14 protein-coding genes are annotated in these 17,015 nt (G+C 66.4%); 6 read left to right on the top strand and 8 right to left on the bottom strand.

The genetic code is table 11. The annotated features are described in order from the left end of the window. Window positions 1-248: 248 nt before the first annotated feature. Together QCE88_RS04230 and QCE88_RS04225 are read left to right on the top strand one after the other, a co-directional pair. Window positions 249-1,421, top strand: coding sequence for an MFS transporter (locus QCE88_RS04230; protein WP_309899461.1), 1,173 nt, complete (start codon window positions 249-251; stop codon window positions 1,419-1,421). A 17-nt stretch (window positions 1,422-1,438) separates the two neighbouring features. After that, window positions 1,439-2,605 (top strand): MFS transporter, encoded by a 1,167-nt coding sequence (locus QCE88_RS04225; protein WP_309899459.1) that lies wholly within the window; start codon window positions 1,439-1,441, stop codon window positions 2,603-2,605. Window positions 2,606-2,642: 37 nt separating this feature from the next. On the opposite strand, the gene QCE88_RS04220 is transcribed toward QCE88_RS04225, so the two are convergent. From QCE88_RS04220 to hmgA, 4 genes are all read right to left on the bottom strand, one after another. Then, entirely contained in the window at window positions 2,643-2,924 is a 282-nt protein-coding gene (locus QCE88_RS04220) for a hypothetical protein (protein WP_309899458.1), read from the bottom strand. A 100-nt stretch (window positions 2,925-3,024) separates the two neighbouring features. Continuing rightward, on the bottom strand, window positions 3,025-4,362 hold the full coding sequence (locus QCE88_RS04215; RefSeq protein WP_309899456.1) for an MFS transporter: 1,338 nt from the start codon (window positions 4,360-4,362) through the stop codon (window positions 3,025-3,027). A 25-nt stretch (window positions 4,363-4,387) separates the two neighbouring features. After that, window positions 4,388-5,671 (bottom strand): fumarylacetoacetase, encoded by a 1,284-nt coding sequence (gene fahA / locus QCE88_RS04210; protein WP_309899454.1) that lies wholly within the window; start codon window positions 5,669-5,671, stop codon window positions 4,388-4,390. Then, window positions 5,668-6,993 (bottom strand): homogentisate 1,2-dioxygenase, encoded by a 1,326-nt coding sequence (hmgA, locus tag QCE88_RS04205; RefSeq protein ID WP_309899451.1) that lies wholly within the window; start codon window positions 6,991-6,993, stop codon window positions 5,668-5,670. Before hmgA ends, fahA begins: the two co-directional genes overlap by 4 nt. Before the next feature lie 270 nt (window positions 6,994-7,263). Here hmgA and QCE88_RS04200 point away from each other — a divergent pair, with 270 nt between their 5' ends. Beyond that, window positions 7,264-8,085 carry an EAL domain-containing protein gene (locus QCE88_RS04200; RefSeq protein WP_309899449.1) on the top strand — a complete coding sequence of 274 codons (822 nt, stop codon included), beginning with the start codon at window positions 7,264-7,266 and terminating at the stop codon, window positions 8,083-8,085. Between the two features lie 23 nt (window positions 8,086-8,108). Here the strand turns inward: QCE88_RS04200 and QCE88_RS04195 are convergent, their stop codons facing one another. Next, window positions 8,109-9,653 carry an FGGY-family carbohydrate kinase gene (locus QCE88_RS04195; RefSeq protein WP_309899447.1) on the bottom strand — a complete coding sequence of 515 codons (1,545 nt, stop codon included), beginning with the start codon at window positions 9,651-9,653 and terminating at the stop codon, window positions 8,109-8,111. Between the two features lie 381 nt (window positions 9,654-10,034). On the opposite strand from QCE88_RS04195, the gene dalD reads away from it, so the two are divergent. From dalD to QCE88_RS04180, 3 genes are all read left to right on the top strand, one after another. Then, a complete protein-coding gene (gene dalD / locus QCE88_RS04190; protein WP_309899445.1) occupies window positions 10,035-11,423 on the top strand; it encodes a D-arabinitol 4-dehydrogenase in 1,389 nt (462 codons plus the stop codon). A gap of 183 nt (window positions 11,424-11,606) precedes the next feature. Continuing rightward, a complete protein-coding gene (xylB, locus tag QCE88_RS04185) occupies window positions 11,607-13,088 on the top strand; it encodes a xylulokinase (protein WP_309899443.1) in 1,482 nt (493 codons plus the stop codon). A gap of 115 nt (window positions 13,089-13,203) precedes the next feature. Then, a complete protein-coding gene (locus QCE88_RS04180) occupies window positions 13,204-14,151 on the top strand; it encodes a sugar-binding transcriptional regulator (RefSeq protein ID WP_309899441.1) in 948 nt (315 codons plus the stop codon). 4 nt (window positions 14,152-14,155) lie between these two features. Here the strand turns inward: QCE88_RS04180 and QCE88_RS04175 are convergent, their stop codons facing one another. From QCE88_RS04175 to QCE88_RS04165, 3 genes are all read right to left on the bottom strand, one after another. Continuing rightward, window positions 14,156-15,007 carry an MOSC N-terminal beta barrel domain-containing protein gene (locus QCE88_RS04175; protein WP_309899439.1) on the bottom strand — a complete coding sequence of 284 codons (852 nt, stop codon included), beginning with the start codon at window positions 15,005-15,007 and terminating at the stop codon, window positions 14,156-14,158. A 140-nt stretch (window positions 15,008-15,147) separates the two neighbouring features. Beyond that, window positions 15,148-16,284, bottom strand: coding sequence for a sn-glycerol-3-phosphate ABC transporter ATP-binding protein UgpC (locus QCE88_RS04170; RefSeq protein ID WP_309899437.1), 1,137 nt, complete (start codon window positions 16,282-16,284; stop codon window positions 15,148-15,150). After that, entirely contained in the window at window positions 16,277-17,005 is a 729-nt protein-coding gene (locus tag QCE88_RS04165; protein WP_309899435.1) for an HAD-IA family hydrolase, read from the bottom strand. Before QCE88_RS04165 ends, QCE88_RS04170 begins: the two co-directional genes overlap by 8 nt. Window positions 17,006-17,015: the final 10 nt, after the last annotated feature.

The following is a 17,015-nucleotide window of genomic DNA, read 5'->3' as shown; positions in this document are numbered from 1 at the left end:
CACGGCGGCGGCACTGTTACCGGAAACATCTGACGCAAGCCGGGATGACATTCGCAAGACTCATGCGCCGGCACGCGCGACAAAAGAATTTCCATGCGGCGCCGCGCCTCGTTCGGGACAAGCGACCTAGGGTTTATACCAGCATCGCAAAAAGGCTTTCGGTACAATTCGAGCCTTCCAACCGCCCCGACGCCGGCATCGCTCAGTCCGACGATGCGCGCGCGGCGTGACCCCGCTCCGTCTCCACCATGCCTCTGCCTCTTTTCGCTCTCGCCATTGCCGCGTTCGGCATCGGTACGACCGAGTTCGTCATCATGGGCCTGCTGCCCAACGTCGCACGCGATCTCGCCGTATCGATCCCCGCGGCCGGCATGCTCGTCTCCGGCTACGCGCTCGGCGTCACCATCGGCGCGCCGATCCTCGCCGTGGTCACCGCGAAAATGCCGCGCAAGAAAGCGCTGATGGGGCTGATCGGCGTGTTTATCGTCGGCAACATGCTGTGCGCGCTGGCCCCGAACTACTGGGTGCTGATGGGCGCGCGCATCGTCACGGCGTTCTGCCACGGCGCGTTCTTCGGCATCGGCTCGGTGGTCGCCGCCGATCTCGTCGCGCCGAACCGCCGCGCCCAGGCCATCGCACTGATGTTCACCGGGCTCACGCTCGCCAACGTGCTCGGCGTGCCCCTCGGCACCGCGCTCGGCCAGGCGGCCGGCTGGCGCTCGACCTTCTGGGTCGTCACGCTGATCGGCATTGCCGCGGCCGGCGCGCTCGCCGTCTGCCTGCCGAAGCACATCGAGATGCGCGAAACCAGCATCCTGCGCGAATTCGACGTGCTCAAGAATCCGCAAGTGCTGATGGTGCTCGGCATCAGCGTGCTCGCCTCGGCCAGTCTGTTCTCGGTGTTCACGTATATCACGCCGATCCTCGAGGACGTCACCGGCTTTACGCCGCATGCGGTCACCTATGTGCTGCTGCTGTTCGGCCTCGGCCTCACGGTGGGCAGCACGCTGGGCGGCAAGCTGGCGGACTGGAAGCTGCTGCGCTCGCTGCTGTCGTTCCTGCTGGCCATCGTCGTGATCCTGACGATCTTCGCCGGCACGATGCACGAGCCGGTCTCGGCGATGGTGACGATCTTCTTCTGGGGCGTGCTCGCGTTCGCGATCGTGCCGCCGCTGCAGATCCTCATCGTGAACCGCGCGAGCGACGCGCCCAATCTCGCTTCGACGCTGAACCAGGGCGCCTTCAACCTCGGCAACGCGACGGGCGCCTGGCTCGGCGGCTGCGTGATCAGCGCGGGCGCGCCGCTCACCGCGCTGCCCTGGGTCGGCATTTTGATGGCCGCGAGCGCGTTCGGCCTGACGCTCGTGTCCGCAACGCTCGACAAGCGCGCCCGCCGTCTGGCGATTGGCCAGACGGCCTGAACGCCGGCTGGCGGTGCATGAAGGTCGTCCTCTCGCGTGATTTTCTCGCGCTGATCCTGAGCGTCGCGGTCGTCGGACTGGGACTGGGCGCGACGTTGCCGCTGACCGCCCTCGCACTGACGCAGGCGGGTCACGGCAGTGGCGTCGTCGGCCTGATGACGGCGATGCAGGCAGGCGGCGGGCTGCTGGTCGCGCCGTTCGCTGGCCGCGTGACGGCGCGTTACGGCGCGCGCGAGATCATCGTCGTGACGGTGATTGTCGCGGCATGCGCCACCATCGCGATGCAGTTCACCTCGAACCTGTGGCTGTGGGCCGCGCTGCGCCTCGTGTTCGGCGCGGCGCTGATGCTGCTGTTCACCATCGGCGAAGCATGGGTCACCCAACTCGCCGACGATGCCACGCGCGGCCGGGTCGTCGCACTCTACGCGACGAACTTCACCCTCTTCCAGATGACGGGCCCGGTGCTGGTCAATGTGATCGGCGGCTGGCCGGCGCTGCGCTTCGCGATCTGCGGCGCGATCTTCCTGCTGGCGCTGCCGGCGCTGGCGTCGATCCGCGGCCAGCCGCACGCGCTCGCGCCGGACCCGGACGAAAGCGCGCACGGCAACTGGCGCGACGTGCTGCCGCGCATGCCGGCGCTCGTGATCGGCACGGGCTTCTTCGCGCTCTTCGATACCCTGGCGCTCTCCCTGATGCCGCTGTTCGCCATGGCGCATGGCGTAAGCCAGGACCTCGGCGTGCTGTTCGCTTCCGCGATCCTGCTGGGCGACACGACCATGCAGTTTCCGATCGGCTGGCTTGCCGACCGCTTCGGGCGCGCGAAGGTCCACGCCTGCGCGGGGATCGTCGTGGTGGCGCTCCTGCCCGTGCTGCCGTGGGCGGTGGCGACTCCGTGGCTCTGCTGGCCGCTGCTGTTCGTGACCGGCGCAGCAGCGGGCAGCGTCTATACGCTTTCGCTGGTGGCCTGCGGCGAGCGCTTTCGCGGACCGTCGCTCGTGTCCGCGACGGCGATCGTCGGGGCATCGTGGAGCGTTGCAAGTTTCGGCGGGCCAATTGTCGCGGGAACGCTGATGCAGCGCGTCGGGGCGAATGCGCTGGTCGGCGTGCTGACGGCGGCGGCCGGGGCGTTCCTGGTTGCGGCGTGGTGGGAAAGGCGGCGCGGGATGGAACGTGGGTCGGGTTGACCTCTGTCACACCGCATTCAGTTCAACCCCACGTTCGCTACTCTCGGGTTCGATAGGATCGTTTGAACTCGACGTGATCCGCAAAAATCCGCGAGCCTGCGACCGTCAAGCCAACCAGCACGATCAGGCCCAGGATCAATGCCACGGCAACACTATCCGAGAATTTCCAGCCCAGGAAGACACAGAGTCCAGCGGCCAACAAAATCACCGTGCCACTTTCCTTCGGCAAGCCGTAGTACACCTCGGCCTGACAGCCTCGACAGACCTGGGCGCCGCGGGGCACGCCGTAAAGACAATGCGGACAAGTAAGGTCGCTCATTCAGTCTCCGGTTCGAGTATTTTGCGAAACATGTTTCTATCGCGACTCGAACCGCGGAGACCATACGATTTGTCCTAACTCCGCACGGCGCGGCGAACCCTCAAACCGCCTGCACCGCCCCGCTCCGTTCCCGCCGCACGAACGCGAGCACCATCACCAGCACCGCCGAACACAACACCGGCAGCGCCGCCGCATGGAACAGCGCGACGTTGCTCCAGCCGAGCGCGATCATCTGGCCGCCGACGAGCGGTCCGATCACCGAGCCCACGCGCCCGATGCCCAGACTCCAGCCGATGCCGGTCGAGCGCAGCGCCGTCGGATAGAAATGGCCGGCGAGCGCATTGACCGCCGGCTGCCCGCCGACGATGCAGAAGCCGCTCGCGAACACCGCCACGAACAGCCAGGTCTGCACATGCGCGACGCCGCCGATCATCCCGACGCACAGCGCGCCGAGTGCGAAGCAGGCGAGCAGCACGCGCACGAAACCGAGCCGTTCGATGAACCAGCCAAGCGACAGCGTCCCGATCACGCCGCCGGTCTGCAACAACGTGCCGACCAGCACCGCCATGCCGGGCGAATAGCCGGCGTCGCGCATCACGGTGGGCAGCCAGTTCGACAGGAAGTACAGGTCGATCAGATTCATGAAGCTGATGGCCCACAGGATCAGCGTGACCGGTCCACGGCCCGCGCGGAACAGTTCGGCCACGGGCGCGCCGCCGCTGGCCTTCTCGCGCACGACGAGACGCGTCGAGGCATCGATGCGCAGTGCCGGATCGAACTTCGCGAGCCAGTCCCGCGCACGCGCCTCGCGGCCCTTCAGCACGAGGAACTGGAGCGACTCCGGCAACGCGGCGATCATCGCGAACGCGAGCAGCAACGGCACCGCGCCGCCGACCCAGAACACCGCGCGCCAGCCGAACGCCGGAATCAGCGCGGCGCTGACGAAGCCGCCGAGCGCCGCGCCGAGCGTGAAGCCGCACGACACGAGCATCATCCGCTTGACGCGATGCTCGGGCGTCGAGAACTCGCCGACCAGCGCCATCGCGTTCGGCATGATGCAGCCGAGACCCAGCCCCGTGACGAAGCGCAGCACGGTCAGCACGGTCAGGTCGTTCGTGAACGCGGTGGCGATCATCGAGAGGCCGAAGAACAGCGTCGCGCCGATCAGCACCGGACGCCGCCCGATGCGATCCGCCAGCACGGAAAGCCCGAGCGCGCCCAGCAGCATGCCGAACAGGCTCGCGCTGAACACCGGCCCGAGCGCCGCCTTCGATACATGCCAGTCCGCGATGACGGCGGGCGCGACATAGCCCATGGCCTGCGCATCGAAGCCGTCGATCACGAGACACAGCCCGCACAGCGCGAGCAGCATCCACTGGAAACCGGGCCGGTGCGCGCTGCCCAGCGCGCGCTCGACGTCGAGGGTCGTCTCACTCATGTCTTTGTCCTTGTTCATTCCGATATCAGCCGCGCGCCGCGAGAATCCGGCCGGCGCATTCGCCGAAACCGACGCGATAACCGTCGCCCTGGCACCAGCCGGTGATCACGACTTCATCGCCGTCCTGCAGGAACGCGCGTTCGCCGCCTTGCAGCCGCAGCGGCCGCTGGCCGTTCCACGTGCTTTCGAGCAGGCTGCCGCAGGAGTCCGGCGTCGGGCCGCTGATCGTGCCTGAGCCCATCAGGTCGCCGACGCGCGTATTGCAGCCGCTCACCGTGTGATGCGCGAGCTGCTGCGCCATTGACCAGTACATCAGCCTGAAGTTGGTGCGCGAGATCGTCGTTGCCTCGCTCTCGCCTTCGGCTCGCAGCGTCACGCGCAGGTCGATGTCGAAGGCGTGATCGCCGGCATGACGCAGATAGTCGAGCGGCTGCGGGTCCTGCGGCGGCGTCGCGGTGCGGAACGGTTCGAGCGCGTCCAGCGTGACGATCCACGGCGAGATGGTCGTCGCGAAGCCTTTCGAGTTGAACGGTCCGAGCGGCACGTATTCCCATTGCTGGATATCGCGGGCGCTCCAGTCGTTGAGCAGCACCATGCCGAAGATATGCGCCTCGGCCTGCTCGCACGCGATGGGTTCGCCAAGCGCATTGCCACGCCCGATGATGAAGCCCGTCTCCAGCTCGAAGTCGAGCTTGCGGCACGCGGCGAACACGGGCCGCTCCGCGTCGGGCAGCTTGATCTGGCCGTTCGGCCGGCGCACCGGCGCGCCGCTCACGATCACCGACGACGCGCGTCCGTTGTAGCCCACCGGCAGCTCCGACCAGTTCGGCAGCAACGCGTTCTTCGGGTCGCGGAACATCGAGCCGACGTTGGTCGCGTGCTCCTTCGACGAATAGAAGTCCGTGTAGCCCGGAATCTCGACCGGCAGATGCAGTGTCGCGTCCGCGCGCGGCACCAGCGCGCGCCGGCGCAGCGCCGGGTCGTCGCGCAGGGTGGCGTTGCCGTGCGCGAGCAGGCCGCTCAGCGCGATACGCACCGCCCGCCAGTGCTCGCGGCCCAGCGCGATGAAATCGTTCAGGCGCGGCGCATGCAGCGTGCCGTGCGCGTCGAGCAGGCGCGCGTCCTCCAGCGCGGCGAGATCCACGATCCAGTCGCCGATCGCGACGCCCGCGCGCGGCTGCGCATTCACGGCGTCGCTGAAAATGCCGAACGGCAGGTTCTGGATCGGGAAGTCGCTCGCCGGATCGTTCGCGGACTCGATCCAGCTCTTCAGTGAGGGCGCGAGGGTGGCTTGCAGCGCGTCGTTCATCGTTGCTCCGGGTTGAAATGTTTCGTGAGGCCTTGCCAGCACTCGTAGTAGTGGGCTTGAAGTTGCGCGGTGTCGAGCGCGAACTGCGTCGGCCGGATCAGCGTGCGGGTCTCGAACATGAAGGCCATCGTTGCGCCGACCTTGGCCGGACGCGTCGTGTCGCCGTGCGAGGCCTTCTCGAAGGTCTCCGCGTCCGGCCCGTGTCCCGACATGCAGTTATGCAGGCTCGCGCCGCCCGGCACGAAGCCTTCGGCTTTCGCGTCGTAGACGCCCTGCACGAGGCCCATGAACTCGCTCGCCACGTTGCGATGGAACCAGGGCGGACGGAACGTATCCTCGGCCGCGAGCCAGCGCGGCGGGAAGATCACGAAGTCGATGCTGTCGACGCCGGGCGTGTCGCTCGGCGATTGCAGCACCAGGAAGATGGACGGATCCGGATGGTCGAAGCTGATCGAGCCGATGGTGTTGAAGTGCCGCAAATCGTACTTGTACGGCGCGTAGTTGCCGTGCCACGCGACCACGTCCAGCGGCGAATGGCCGATCTCCGCGCGCCACAGCACGCCGTTCATTTTCGTGACCAGCTCGAAGCGTCCTTCGCGGTCTTCATAGGCGGCGTGCGGCGTGAGGAAGTCGCGCGGATTCGCGAGGCCGTTCGAGCCGATCGGACCGAGATCCGGCAGTTGCAACAGCGCGCCGAAGTTCTCGCAGATATACCCGCGCGCGTCGCCGTCCGGCAGCGCGACCGTGAAGCGCACGCCGCGCGGAATCACGGCGATCTCGTTCGGCTCGACATCGATGATTCCCAGTTCCGTGCGGATCGCGAGACGGCCTTGCTGCGGCACGATCAGCAGCTCGCCGTCCGCGTTGTAGAAGAAGCGGTCCTGCATCGAGCGGTTGGCCGCGTAGACGTGGATGGCGCAGCCGCTCATCGATTCAGCGGCGCCGTTGCCGGCCATGGTCACCCAGCCGTCGATGAAGTCGGTCGGCGCGGCCGGCATCGGCAACGGATCCCAGCGCAGCTGGTTGGGCGGCGTCGGCGGCACCTCGGCGAAATTGGCGACCAGCCTGCCCCGCCCGATCTGCGTGAACGGCATGTGCACCGCCGCCGGCCGGATGCGATACAGCCACGAGCGGCGGTTGTGCGCGCGCGGCGCGGTGAACGCCGTGCCCGACAACTGCTCGGCGTACAGGCCATAGGCCGCGCGCTGCGGCGAATTGCGGCCGATCGGCAGCGCGCCGGGCAGCGCCTCGGTGGCGAAATCGTTGGCGAACCCCGACTGGTAATGCCGGCTGGCGTCCGTGTGGGTGTCGAACGTTGACATGGTCGAAGTCCTCGGCGAGTGAGCGCAATCGAATGCGGCAAGGCGGAACGGCGCATCGCGCTTCCCGCCCGATGCCGCGATTTACGAATGGTAAAACCAATTACGTTTAGTGAAATTCATCGTAAACCCTAGGCGGCGCGTCTCATCCGGCATATCAATATGTGAATTTGGTGCTGGACGCGGGATGACGCGCTGATACCATCGACCATTCCATCGAAGATGTTGCGTATCTGCCCTCAGCCACGCCCCTATAAAACCAACGCCTCTTTCATGATCTCCCCATCACTGCCTGAACTCGTCGCTCGCGCCAAGGAACACCCCTTCCTCGGCGCGCATATCGTGCTCGGCGACGATGAGAAGACGGAAGAGGCATTCGCGCACTATCGGGACTTGCGCCTTGCGAGCGCTTACGAGCCCATCTTCGATGTCGGCACGCACAGCTTTCCGCAGACGCTGAGCGCGTCGCCCGAAAGCGCCGAACGTTTCGGCGACGAACTCGGCGTGCAGGCGCTGACGCTCATTCAGGGCGATGCACCGGCGGATCCCTTCGGGCAACTGGAAGACGACCGCGACCTGGTTGCGCTGGACCGGCTGTCGCGGGCGCTGCATGCGTTCAATTTCTTCGGGCCGCATCGGCCGGGACTGTTGTTCCTGCGAGTGCACGAACGGCTGCTGAAGAGCGTGAAGTACGACCACGGGCTGCACTTCTCGTCGGTGCTGATGGAGTTCGGCATGAGCCCATCGCGCGTGGTGATCGAGTTGCCGGCGGCCGCGGTCGCGCACAAGACCTTTCTCGGCTATCTCACCAAGAGCTATCAGCACTACGGGTTCAAGGTAGCGGGCAACCTGCCGAATGCCGGGCAGATCATGGCCGTGTCGGACATGGCGCGGCTCGACTTCATCAAGATGGATGCGGGTGCGGCGCTGCGCGATTCAGTGGTGAAGCATCTCGTTGCGTATGCGCATCGGCTGCGGATTCCGCTCATCTTCTCGAACGTCGCCGATGAAGCGCAGTTCGACGCCCTGCAGCAGTTCGACGTGCATTTCGTGCAGGGGCCCGTGTTCGATGCGCATCCGGTGCATGGACGTTAAGAAGCGGCGCGCCCTGCACGGCGCTACGTGCTGCGCAACCGATGCATCAGCGGCTTCAACGCCGGATACAGCTCGCGATACACCTCGAACCGGTCCGCATACACGCGCTGCCGTTCCGCATCCGGCTGCGCCCGTTCGACGAGTGTGACCCAGCCGCCCTCGGCCGTTTCGCGCGATATCAAGTCTGCGCCCAGCGCGGCCAGCAACGCAGCGCCCATCGCCGCTTCCACATCCTGTTCGATCGACAGCACCGGATAGTTCGTCACATCCGCGATGATCTGCATCCACAGATCCGAATGCGCCGCGCCGCCCACGACGATCAGCCGGTCATCCAGCGACTGCGCGCCGCGCCGTCCCGCCTCCATGTTGTGCTTCAGCGCGAACGCGACGCCTTCGAGCACCGCGCGATACAGCGTGGCGCGCGTATGAAACAGGTTCAGCCCGACGAACGTGCCGCTCGCGCGCGCATCCCACACGGGACTGCGTTCGCCCATCAGGTAAGGAAGGAACACGACGCCATCGGAACCCGCCGCGATCTTCGACGCCGCTTCTTCCAGCAAGCGGTGCGGATCGCCGTGCGGCAGCTGCTTCGCGGCTGCGATCTCGGCCTGACAGAACTGGTCGCGATACCACGCGACGCATTGCCCCGCCGTGCTCGCGCCACCGAATACATAGAGATCGCGCGTGCCGTTGTAGACGTGCGGCATCGACACGAGTCCGTGACGCGCATCCACCGTCTGGTTGATGTAGCCCCAGCACATGCTCGTGCCGATCATCGCGACGTGATGGCCCGCTTGCGTGACGCCCGCGGCAAAGGTTGCCACGGCGGCATCCACGCCGCCCGCGACGACCGGCATGCCGGCAGCCAGCCCGAGCGCCTCGGCCCACTGCGCCGACAGGCCGCCCACGATCTCCGATGACGCCACCAGACGCTCCGGCATCATCGACGCAGGAATGCCGAGCATGTCGAGCGCCTGCGCCGACCAGGCGCGCTGCGCGACGTCGTACACGCCGCCGATATTGCCCGCCGAGCTGTGATCGACCGCCAGTTCACCCGTCAGGCGCTGGATCACGAACGCATTAGGCGGCAGGAACCAGCGCGTCTTCTGCCACACCTCCGGACGATGCTCGCGCAGCCAGAGCATCTTCGTGAAGCCGTAGTAGCTGTCCACGCCATTGCCCGTGATCGCCTCCAGGCGCTCGACGTCGACATTCGCGCGCACCCATTCCACTTCGGCCGTCGCGCGGCGGTCCATCCAGATGAGACAGGGATGCAACGGCTCCATGTGCTCATCGACGGGAATGCCTGAACCGCCATACAGGCTGCTCACGCACAGCGACTTCACATCGGCCGCCGACACGCCCTTCTCGCGCGCCTTGGCCGTGACGCCCGCGATGCACTCGGTTACCGCGTCGAACCAGACCGACGGCCATTGCTCCGCCCACAAGGGCTTCGGCGTGTCCGGGTGATACGCGCTCGCATGCTGCGCGACGATCGCGCCGTGCGTGTCGACGAGCAAGGCTTTCGTGCTCTGCGTGCCGATGTCGATGCCGATCACGTAATTCATCTCTGTCTCCTGCATGATGTTTTTTCGCCTATCGTCTAGTGAGCCGATCGGGCCCGCGCGAGGCGCTCCCGCACCTTCGTTCAATGGCCGGCGGGTTGCCTATCCGGGTTATTCCGGACACGCATTTGTGCTGCCTCTTGTTGCAGCGCAGCGTCGCCGCTTTTCGTCGGTCGCCGCCCTTTGCAACGTGCCGAGGCGCGCGAATTGCGCCGCACTGCACGAACACCACGCCTTGACTTTCCCCCGGCCGAATAAGATTATTCGATCATTAGATCATCAAAAGAGCAAATGCTCACTCCGCCGCAATGTCCCGCGTACGCGCGCCGTTGCGACCAGCGTCCGCGAAGAACGGGCGCGCAGCCCATCAGAGGAAGAGACAATATGACAAGCGAAGCCAACGTGATCCTGCACATCGGCGCCGGGTCTTTTCATCGCGCGCACCAGGCGTGGTACCTGCACCGGCTCATCGAGACCGGCGATGCGAACGACAAGCGCTGGTCGCTTGCGGTGGGCAACATCCGCGGCGACATGAACGCCGTGCTCGACGCGCTCGCCGCGCAGAACGGCGAGTACACGCTCGAGACCGTGACGCCCAAAGGCGAGCGCGAATACGAGCGGATCAAGGCCATCAAAAAGGTCGTGCCGTGGTCGGCCGACCTCGATGCGCTGATCGCCACGGGCGCTGATCCGTCGTGCAAGATCGTGTCGTTCACGGTGACCGAAGGCGGCTATTACCTCGACGATCACGATCGGCTCGATCCTTCCAACCCGGATCTCGCCGCCGACCTGAAAGGCGGCCGGACCACCATCTACGGCGCGATCGCCGCGATTCTCGCCGCGCGCATGAAGAACGGCGCGGGCAAGGTGTCGCTGCAGAATTGCGACAACCTGCGCAGCAACGGCGATCGTTTCAAGAAAGGCATGCTCGAATTCCTGAGCCTGCGCGGCGAGACCGACTTGCGCGACTGGATGCTCGCGAACACATCCTGCCCGAATGCGATGGTCGACCGCATCACGCCGCGCCCGACGCCCGACGTCGCCGAGCGCGTGAAGGCCGCGACCGGCTTCGATGATCGCGCCCCGGTGATGGGCGAGAAGTTCATCCAGTGGGTGATCGAGGACAACTTCATCGACGGCCGGCCCGCGTGGGAAAAGGTCGGCGCGGAGATGGTCGATTCGGTGCATGCGTACGAGGAAGCGAAAATCCGCGTGCTCAATGCCCCGCACAGCTGCATTGCCTGGGCGGGGACGCTGGTCGGCTTGCAGTACATCCACGAAGGCACGCAGGACCTGGAGATTCGCGCGCTCGCGGAAGCCTATGTCACCGACGACGTGATTCCCTGCCTCACGCCGAGCCCGATCGATCTCGCGAAGTATCGCGACGTCGTGCTCGACCGTTTCAGCAATCCGTATATCAAGGACACGAACCAGCGCGTCGCGGCCGATGGCTTCTCGAAGCTGCCGGGCTTCATCGCGCCGACCTTGTCCGAGTGCTTCGCGCGCAACGTCGATCCCGATTCGACCGCCATCCTGCCCGCGCTCTTCCTGCGCTTTCTGGAACGCTGGCACGAAGGCACGCTGCCTTATGCGTATCAGGACGGCGTGATGGATCCGGCCGTCGCGCATGCGTATTTCACGTCGCCCGATCCGGTCAAGGCATTCGTCGCTGACAAGCAGTTGTGGGGCAAGATGGCCGGCAGCGAGAGACTCGAACGCGTGATGCGCAACGCCGTCGCGAAGGTCGATGCGTGGCTCGCCAACCGACCGTGAGACGTTCCAACAGCGCGCTGTAATCGCAGCGTCAACTGCATGCCGCGTCGCTCGGGTAATGTGCCCATGGCGCGGCGCCGCGCGTGGCGTTAAATTAGCGCCTCCCGCTGCGCGGGCCTTCCGCATCGCTCATTCTTCGTTTTCCGCCGGGCGCGAACCTGGCCACGACCCAAGGGTACGTTCATGTACTTAGGCATCGACCTCGGCACCTCCGAAGTGAAAGTCCTGCTGCTCGCCGCCGACGGCAGCGTGATCGGCACGGCGGGCACGCCCTTCACCGTGTCGCGTCCGAAGCCGCGCTGGTCCGAACAAAATCCGCTCGACTGGTGGGAGGGCACGCGCGCCGCGCTGTTCAAGTTGCGCGAGAAATTCCCCGTTGAGTTCGCGCAAGTGCGCGGCATCGGGCTCTCGGGGCAGATGCATGGCGCCGTGCTGCTCGATTCGCAAGACCGCGTGCTGCGCCCCGCGATCCTCTGGAACGACATGCGCAGCGACAAGGAGTGCGCCGAGTTGTACGAGCGCGCGCCCAACCTGCATGAAATCGCCGGCAATCTCGCGATGCCCGGCTTTACCGCGCCGAAGCTGCTGTGGGTCGCGCACAACGAGCCGGACCTGTTCCGGCAGACCGCGTGCGTGCTGTTGCCGAAGGACTACCTGCGCATGCATCTGACCGGCACCAAGGTGTCCGATCCCTCCGATGCCGCCGGCACGCTCTGGCTCGATGTCGCGCGGCGCGACTGGTCGGACGAACTGCTTGCCGCCTGCGGCATGTCGCGCCAGCAGATGCCCGCACTGGCCGAAGGCAGCGCGCCGTCTGGCACCTTGGTCCCGGCGCTCGCGCGTGAACTCGGCCTGCCGGAAGGCGTGGTGGTCGCGGCGGGCGGCGGCGACAATGCCGCGAGCGCGGTGGGCATCGGCGCAACCGATCCGGGTGATGGCTTCCTGTCGCTCGGCACCTCGGGCGTGCTGTGCGTGATCGGCGACCGCTTCCGGCCCAATCCCGCCTCCGCGGTGCATGCGTTCTGCCACGCGATTCCGGATCGCTGGCACCAGATGAGCGTGGTGCTGTCGGCGGCAAGCTGTCTGCGCTGGGTCTGCAAGCTCACCTCGACCGACGAGCCCACGCTGCTCGCCGAGATCGAGGCGCTGCCCGCGGACATCCTGTCGTCCGCGCCATTGTTCCTGCCGTATCTGAGCGGCGAGCGCACGCCGCACAACGATCCCTACGCACAAGGCGTGTTCTTCGGCATGACGCACGCGACCGATCGTGCGTTGCTTGGCTATTCGGTGCTCGAAGGCGTCACGCTCTCGCTGACGGATGGACTCGACGCGCTGCAGTCGGCGGGCACGCAGGCGCGCGCGTTGTCGATGCTCGGCGGTGGTGCACGCAGCGCATACTGGGCGCAGATGTTCGCCGACGCCTTCGATACCCCGACCCGCACCCACGGCGGCGGCGAAACCGGCGCGGCGCTGGGCGCGGCGCGGCTCGGCTGGCTCGCGGCGGGCGGCGACCCGGCGACCGTGCTCGCGAAGCCCGAGATCAAGCAGGAGTTCACGCCGGATGCGCAACGCCATGCGCTGCTACGCCAGCGTCTGAAAAGTTTCCGGGAGTTGTACCAGCACGTGCGGCCGCTGTTCGATCCGGCGCGGCCGAGGCTGGCGTAGAGACGATCGTGAGGACGATCGTACGGGCGATCGAGTCCACAGGTGGTTCTGAATTTGGCATCACGTTGTCCAAAATAAGAACTAAAACTTAAGAGCAGACAGCCGCGCAACCACAGTGCCCAAATCCACCGAAAAACTCGACCTCGCCACGCGCGCAGCCTGGCTCTACTACGTCGCCGGCAATACCCAGAACGAGATCGCGGAGAAATTGCAGATCTCGCGCCCGGTGGCGCAACGGCTCGTCGCGTTTGCCGTCGAGAAGAACCTGATCCGCGTGCGGGTCGATCATCGCATCGCCGATTGCCTGTCGCTTGCGCGTGCGCTCAGCGACCGTTATGGCCTCGCGATGTGCGAAGTCGTGCCCGTCGACGGCGACGCGCCCGAGCAGGTCGACCGCAAGCTCGCCGTCGCCGGCGCGCAAGTGATGGAGCGCTACCTGCTCGACGAGAAACCGCTCGTCGTGTCGATCGGCAGCGGGCGCACGCTCAAGGCCTGCGTCGCGCAGATCGGGCAGATCGAGCGGCCGCAGCATCGCTTCGTGTCGATGGTCGGCGCGATCGCGCAGGACGGTTCGTCAAATCGTTATGACGTGGCCCAGCAGCTCTCCGAGAAGACCGGCGGCAAGCACTTCATGCTGCCTGCGCCGCTCATGGCCGACAGCGAGTCCGAGCGCGCCCAGTGGGTCAATCACCGGCTGTATCGCATCGTCGACGAACTTGCGCAGGGCGCGGACGTGGCCTTCGTCGGCATCGGCAACGTGGCCGTGAACTGTCCGCTGCATGAAGACGGCTTCATCACGCGCGCGGAAGTGGACGAGATGATCGAGGCCGGCGCGGTGGCCGAATGGCTCGGGCTGCCGATCGACGCCGCCGGCAAGCGCGTGCAGTCGAGCACCGGCGCGCGCGTGACGAGCCTCAAGCTCGACTCGCCGCCGCGGCGTCCCACGATCGGTTTCGCGGGCGGTCAGCGCAAGCTCGACGCGCTGATCGCGGCGTTGCAGGGGCAATGGCTGTCGGGCCTCGTCACCGACGAACTGTGCGCCAAGGCCGCGCTGGAAGCGTAACGCGTCAGAAGTCGATCTCGGCTTCGACGTCCTGCCCCACTTGCAGCGCCACGCCTTCGCCTGCCAGGACAATCGCGTTCTTGCCGAAGGTGAGCTTGCCGCCCATCTGCTCGCTGGCGCGGTAGGCGCTCATCGTGTCGAGCGGCTCATGCGGCCAGGCGGGGTCCGCCGCGCCCGTGTTCTGGTCGATCGTCGGCATCGGGCAACGCGAGCAGAGCTTGACGAGCTTCAGCTGCGCATCGCCGATCCGCATCTCGCCGACAAAATCTTCCTCATACGCATCGAGTCCGCCGACCACCAGGTTCGGCCTGAAGCGGTTCGCGGGAATCGCGGGCGCACCCTTCGCGTTGAGACGCGCGTTCAGGTCGTCGAGCGAAGCCTGGCTCATGACGAGCAGCGGAAAGCCATCGGCGAAACGTGTGTGCGTGCTGAGCGGCGCGGTCCAGGTTTCATCGACCACGCGCCGTACTGCCGGCGCGAAACGCGCCAGCCGCGCCGGCATGCCGAGGAACGCGCTGCACCACTGCGCCGTGTCCTCGCCGGTATCCAGCGCATCGAAGGTGTCGCGCCAGACGGTCGTGCGCAACGGCTTTGCATCGACGAGCGCTTCGGCGCGCAAGGGCGTGCGCAGCGTCGGCATGCCGGGCGCGTCGAGCACGAGCGCATCATCGGCGAACGATGTCCGGATCAGCGCCATGCGCGGATGCGCGCGCTGCGTGAGCATGGCACCGGACGGCTCGGTGATCATCCAGTGGCGGTCGTATTCGAGACCGGTTTCGAGCAGCGTCGCGCGTGTCAGGGCGATGCCCGCGCAGGACTTGACCGGATAGACAAAGAGTTCGTTGAGGACGGGCATGGCAATGTCGGGTAGAAGCGCGCCGGCCGTCGGACGCGGCCGGTCGCAGACGCGATTATCCTACGTCGCCCAAAAAAACACGGCGCCGCTCTTGCGAACGGCGCCGTGCTCATGCCCCTGCACCGCGTTGTTTCGACGCTTCAGGCCGCCGTCGCGTGCTCGCGCTGCCAGCCATCCACGACCTTGCGCGTGAACGCCTGCCCTTCCGCGTTGAACAGATGGCAGTGCTCCGGCGCGCTGCCGAGCTTGAGCTTCTCGCCGCGCGCATGCTTTTCGAGCGGCGGGATGCGCGAGATCAGGCCATCCGGCGCGACGTCCGTTTCGGCATAGAGATAGGCCGCGTCGCCGAGCGTCTCGACTGTCATCGCCGTAGCCGAAAGGCCGTACTCGCCGGCCTCGGGCGAACTCGGCTGCAAGTGCTCGGGGCGCACGCCGACCGTCACCGTGTCGCCCGGCTTCGCGTTGCCCGGCAGCACGCCGGCCAGCTGCATCTCGCCGCTGGCGTACTTGACCAGCACGCCGTCGTTCTGCACGGCGGCCACGGTCCCGGACATGAAGTTCATCTTCGGCGAGCCGATAAAACCCGCGACAAAGCGGTTCGCCGGCGCGTGATACAGCGTGTTCGGCGTGCCCACCTGCTCGATGTTCCCCGCCGACAGCACGACGATCTTGTCCGCCAGCGTCATCGCCTCGACCTGATCGTGCGTCACGTAGATCATCGTCGTCTTGAGGTCGTCGTGCAGGCGCGCGAATTCGAGCCGCATCTTCACGCGCAGCGCGGCATCCAGGTTCGACAGCGGTTCGTCGAACAGGAACACCTTCGGCTTGCGTGTGATCGCGCGGCCGATGGCAACGCGCTGCCGCTGGCCGCCCGAGAGCGCCTTCGGCTTGCGATCGAGCAAATGGTCGATGTGCAGGATCTTCGCGGCGTTCTTCACGGCGGCGTCGATGGCCGGCTTCTTTTCGCCCGCCAGCTTGAGGCCGAACGCCATGTTGTCGTACAGCGTCATGTGCGGATAGAGCGCATACGACTGGAACACCATCGCGATGCCGCGCTTGGCGGGCGCGAGTTCGTTCACGCGCGTGTTGTCGATCATCAGCTCGCCGCCGCTGATGTCTTCCAGACCGGCGATCATGCGCATCAGGGTGGACTTGCCGCAGCCCGACGGGCCCACGAACACGACGAACTCGCCGTCGTTGATGTCGAGGTTGATGTTGCGCATCACCTCGGTTTCTTCGTAACGCTTGCTGATGTTGCGCAGGGTCAGGCTAGCCATGATGTGTGTCTCCCAGGTCGAACGACGCGTCTTGCAGCCAATGCGCCACGAGCGCCGGCAAGCGCGTCATGTCGTCGAATACCACGTGTGCGCCCGCTTTCTGGAGCGCGCCAATCTGTCCTTCGGTCGCATGTCCGCCGCCGATGAAGCCGAGCACCGGCATGCCCGCCGCGCGCGCGGCCGTCACGCCGGTCACGCTGTCCTCGACCACCAGGCAGCGCAACGGATCGATGCGCATCGCACGCGCCGCCGCGAGATACACGTCGGGCGCGGGCTTCGGGTTCTCGACCATGTCCGCGCAAAAGCGCCGCGCGCCGAAGAAGCGCACGAGGCCGGTGCGTTGCAGCACCGAATCGACATACGTCGAGAAGCTGTTGCTCGCGCAGGCCTTTGTGAACGGCACGGCCGCGAGCGCTTCGGCGATGCCCGGCACCGTGGGCGCCTCGATCGCTGCCACCTCGACCGCGCGCCGGATCGCGACCACCTGATCATGCGTCAGCGTGCGGCTCACCGTGTCGGCGGCGCTCGCGAGCACCGCCTCGATGCGCAACCCGAGCAGCGGCATCACGACCGGCTCGACATCGACGCCCGGCCACAGCGCCTCCAGTTCGCCGACAAGCATGCGCGCGGCGACCGCCTCGCTGTCGATGAGCACGCCGTCGCAATCGCAAATCAGCAGGCGATCTTCGAGGTTGGCTTCGTTGGATGGAGTGAGATTCACGAGCGCGCCC

Source organism: Caballeronia sp. LZ035, from assembly GCF_031451175.1.
Classification (GTDB): Bacteria; Pseudomonadota; Gammaproteobacteria; order Burkholderiales; family Burkholderiaceae; genus Caballeronia.
This window is presented reverse-complemented; position numbering and strand designations above follow the sequence as displayed.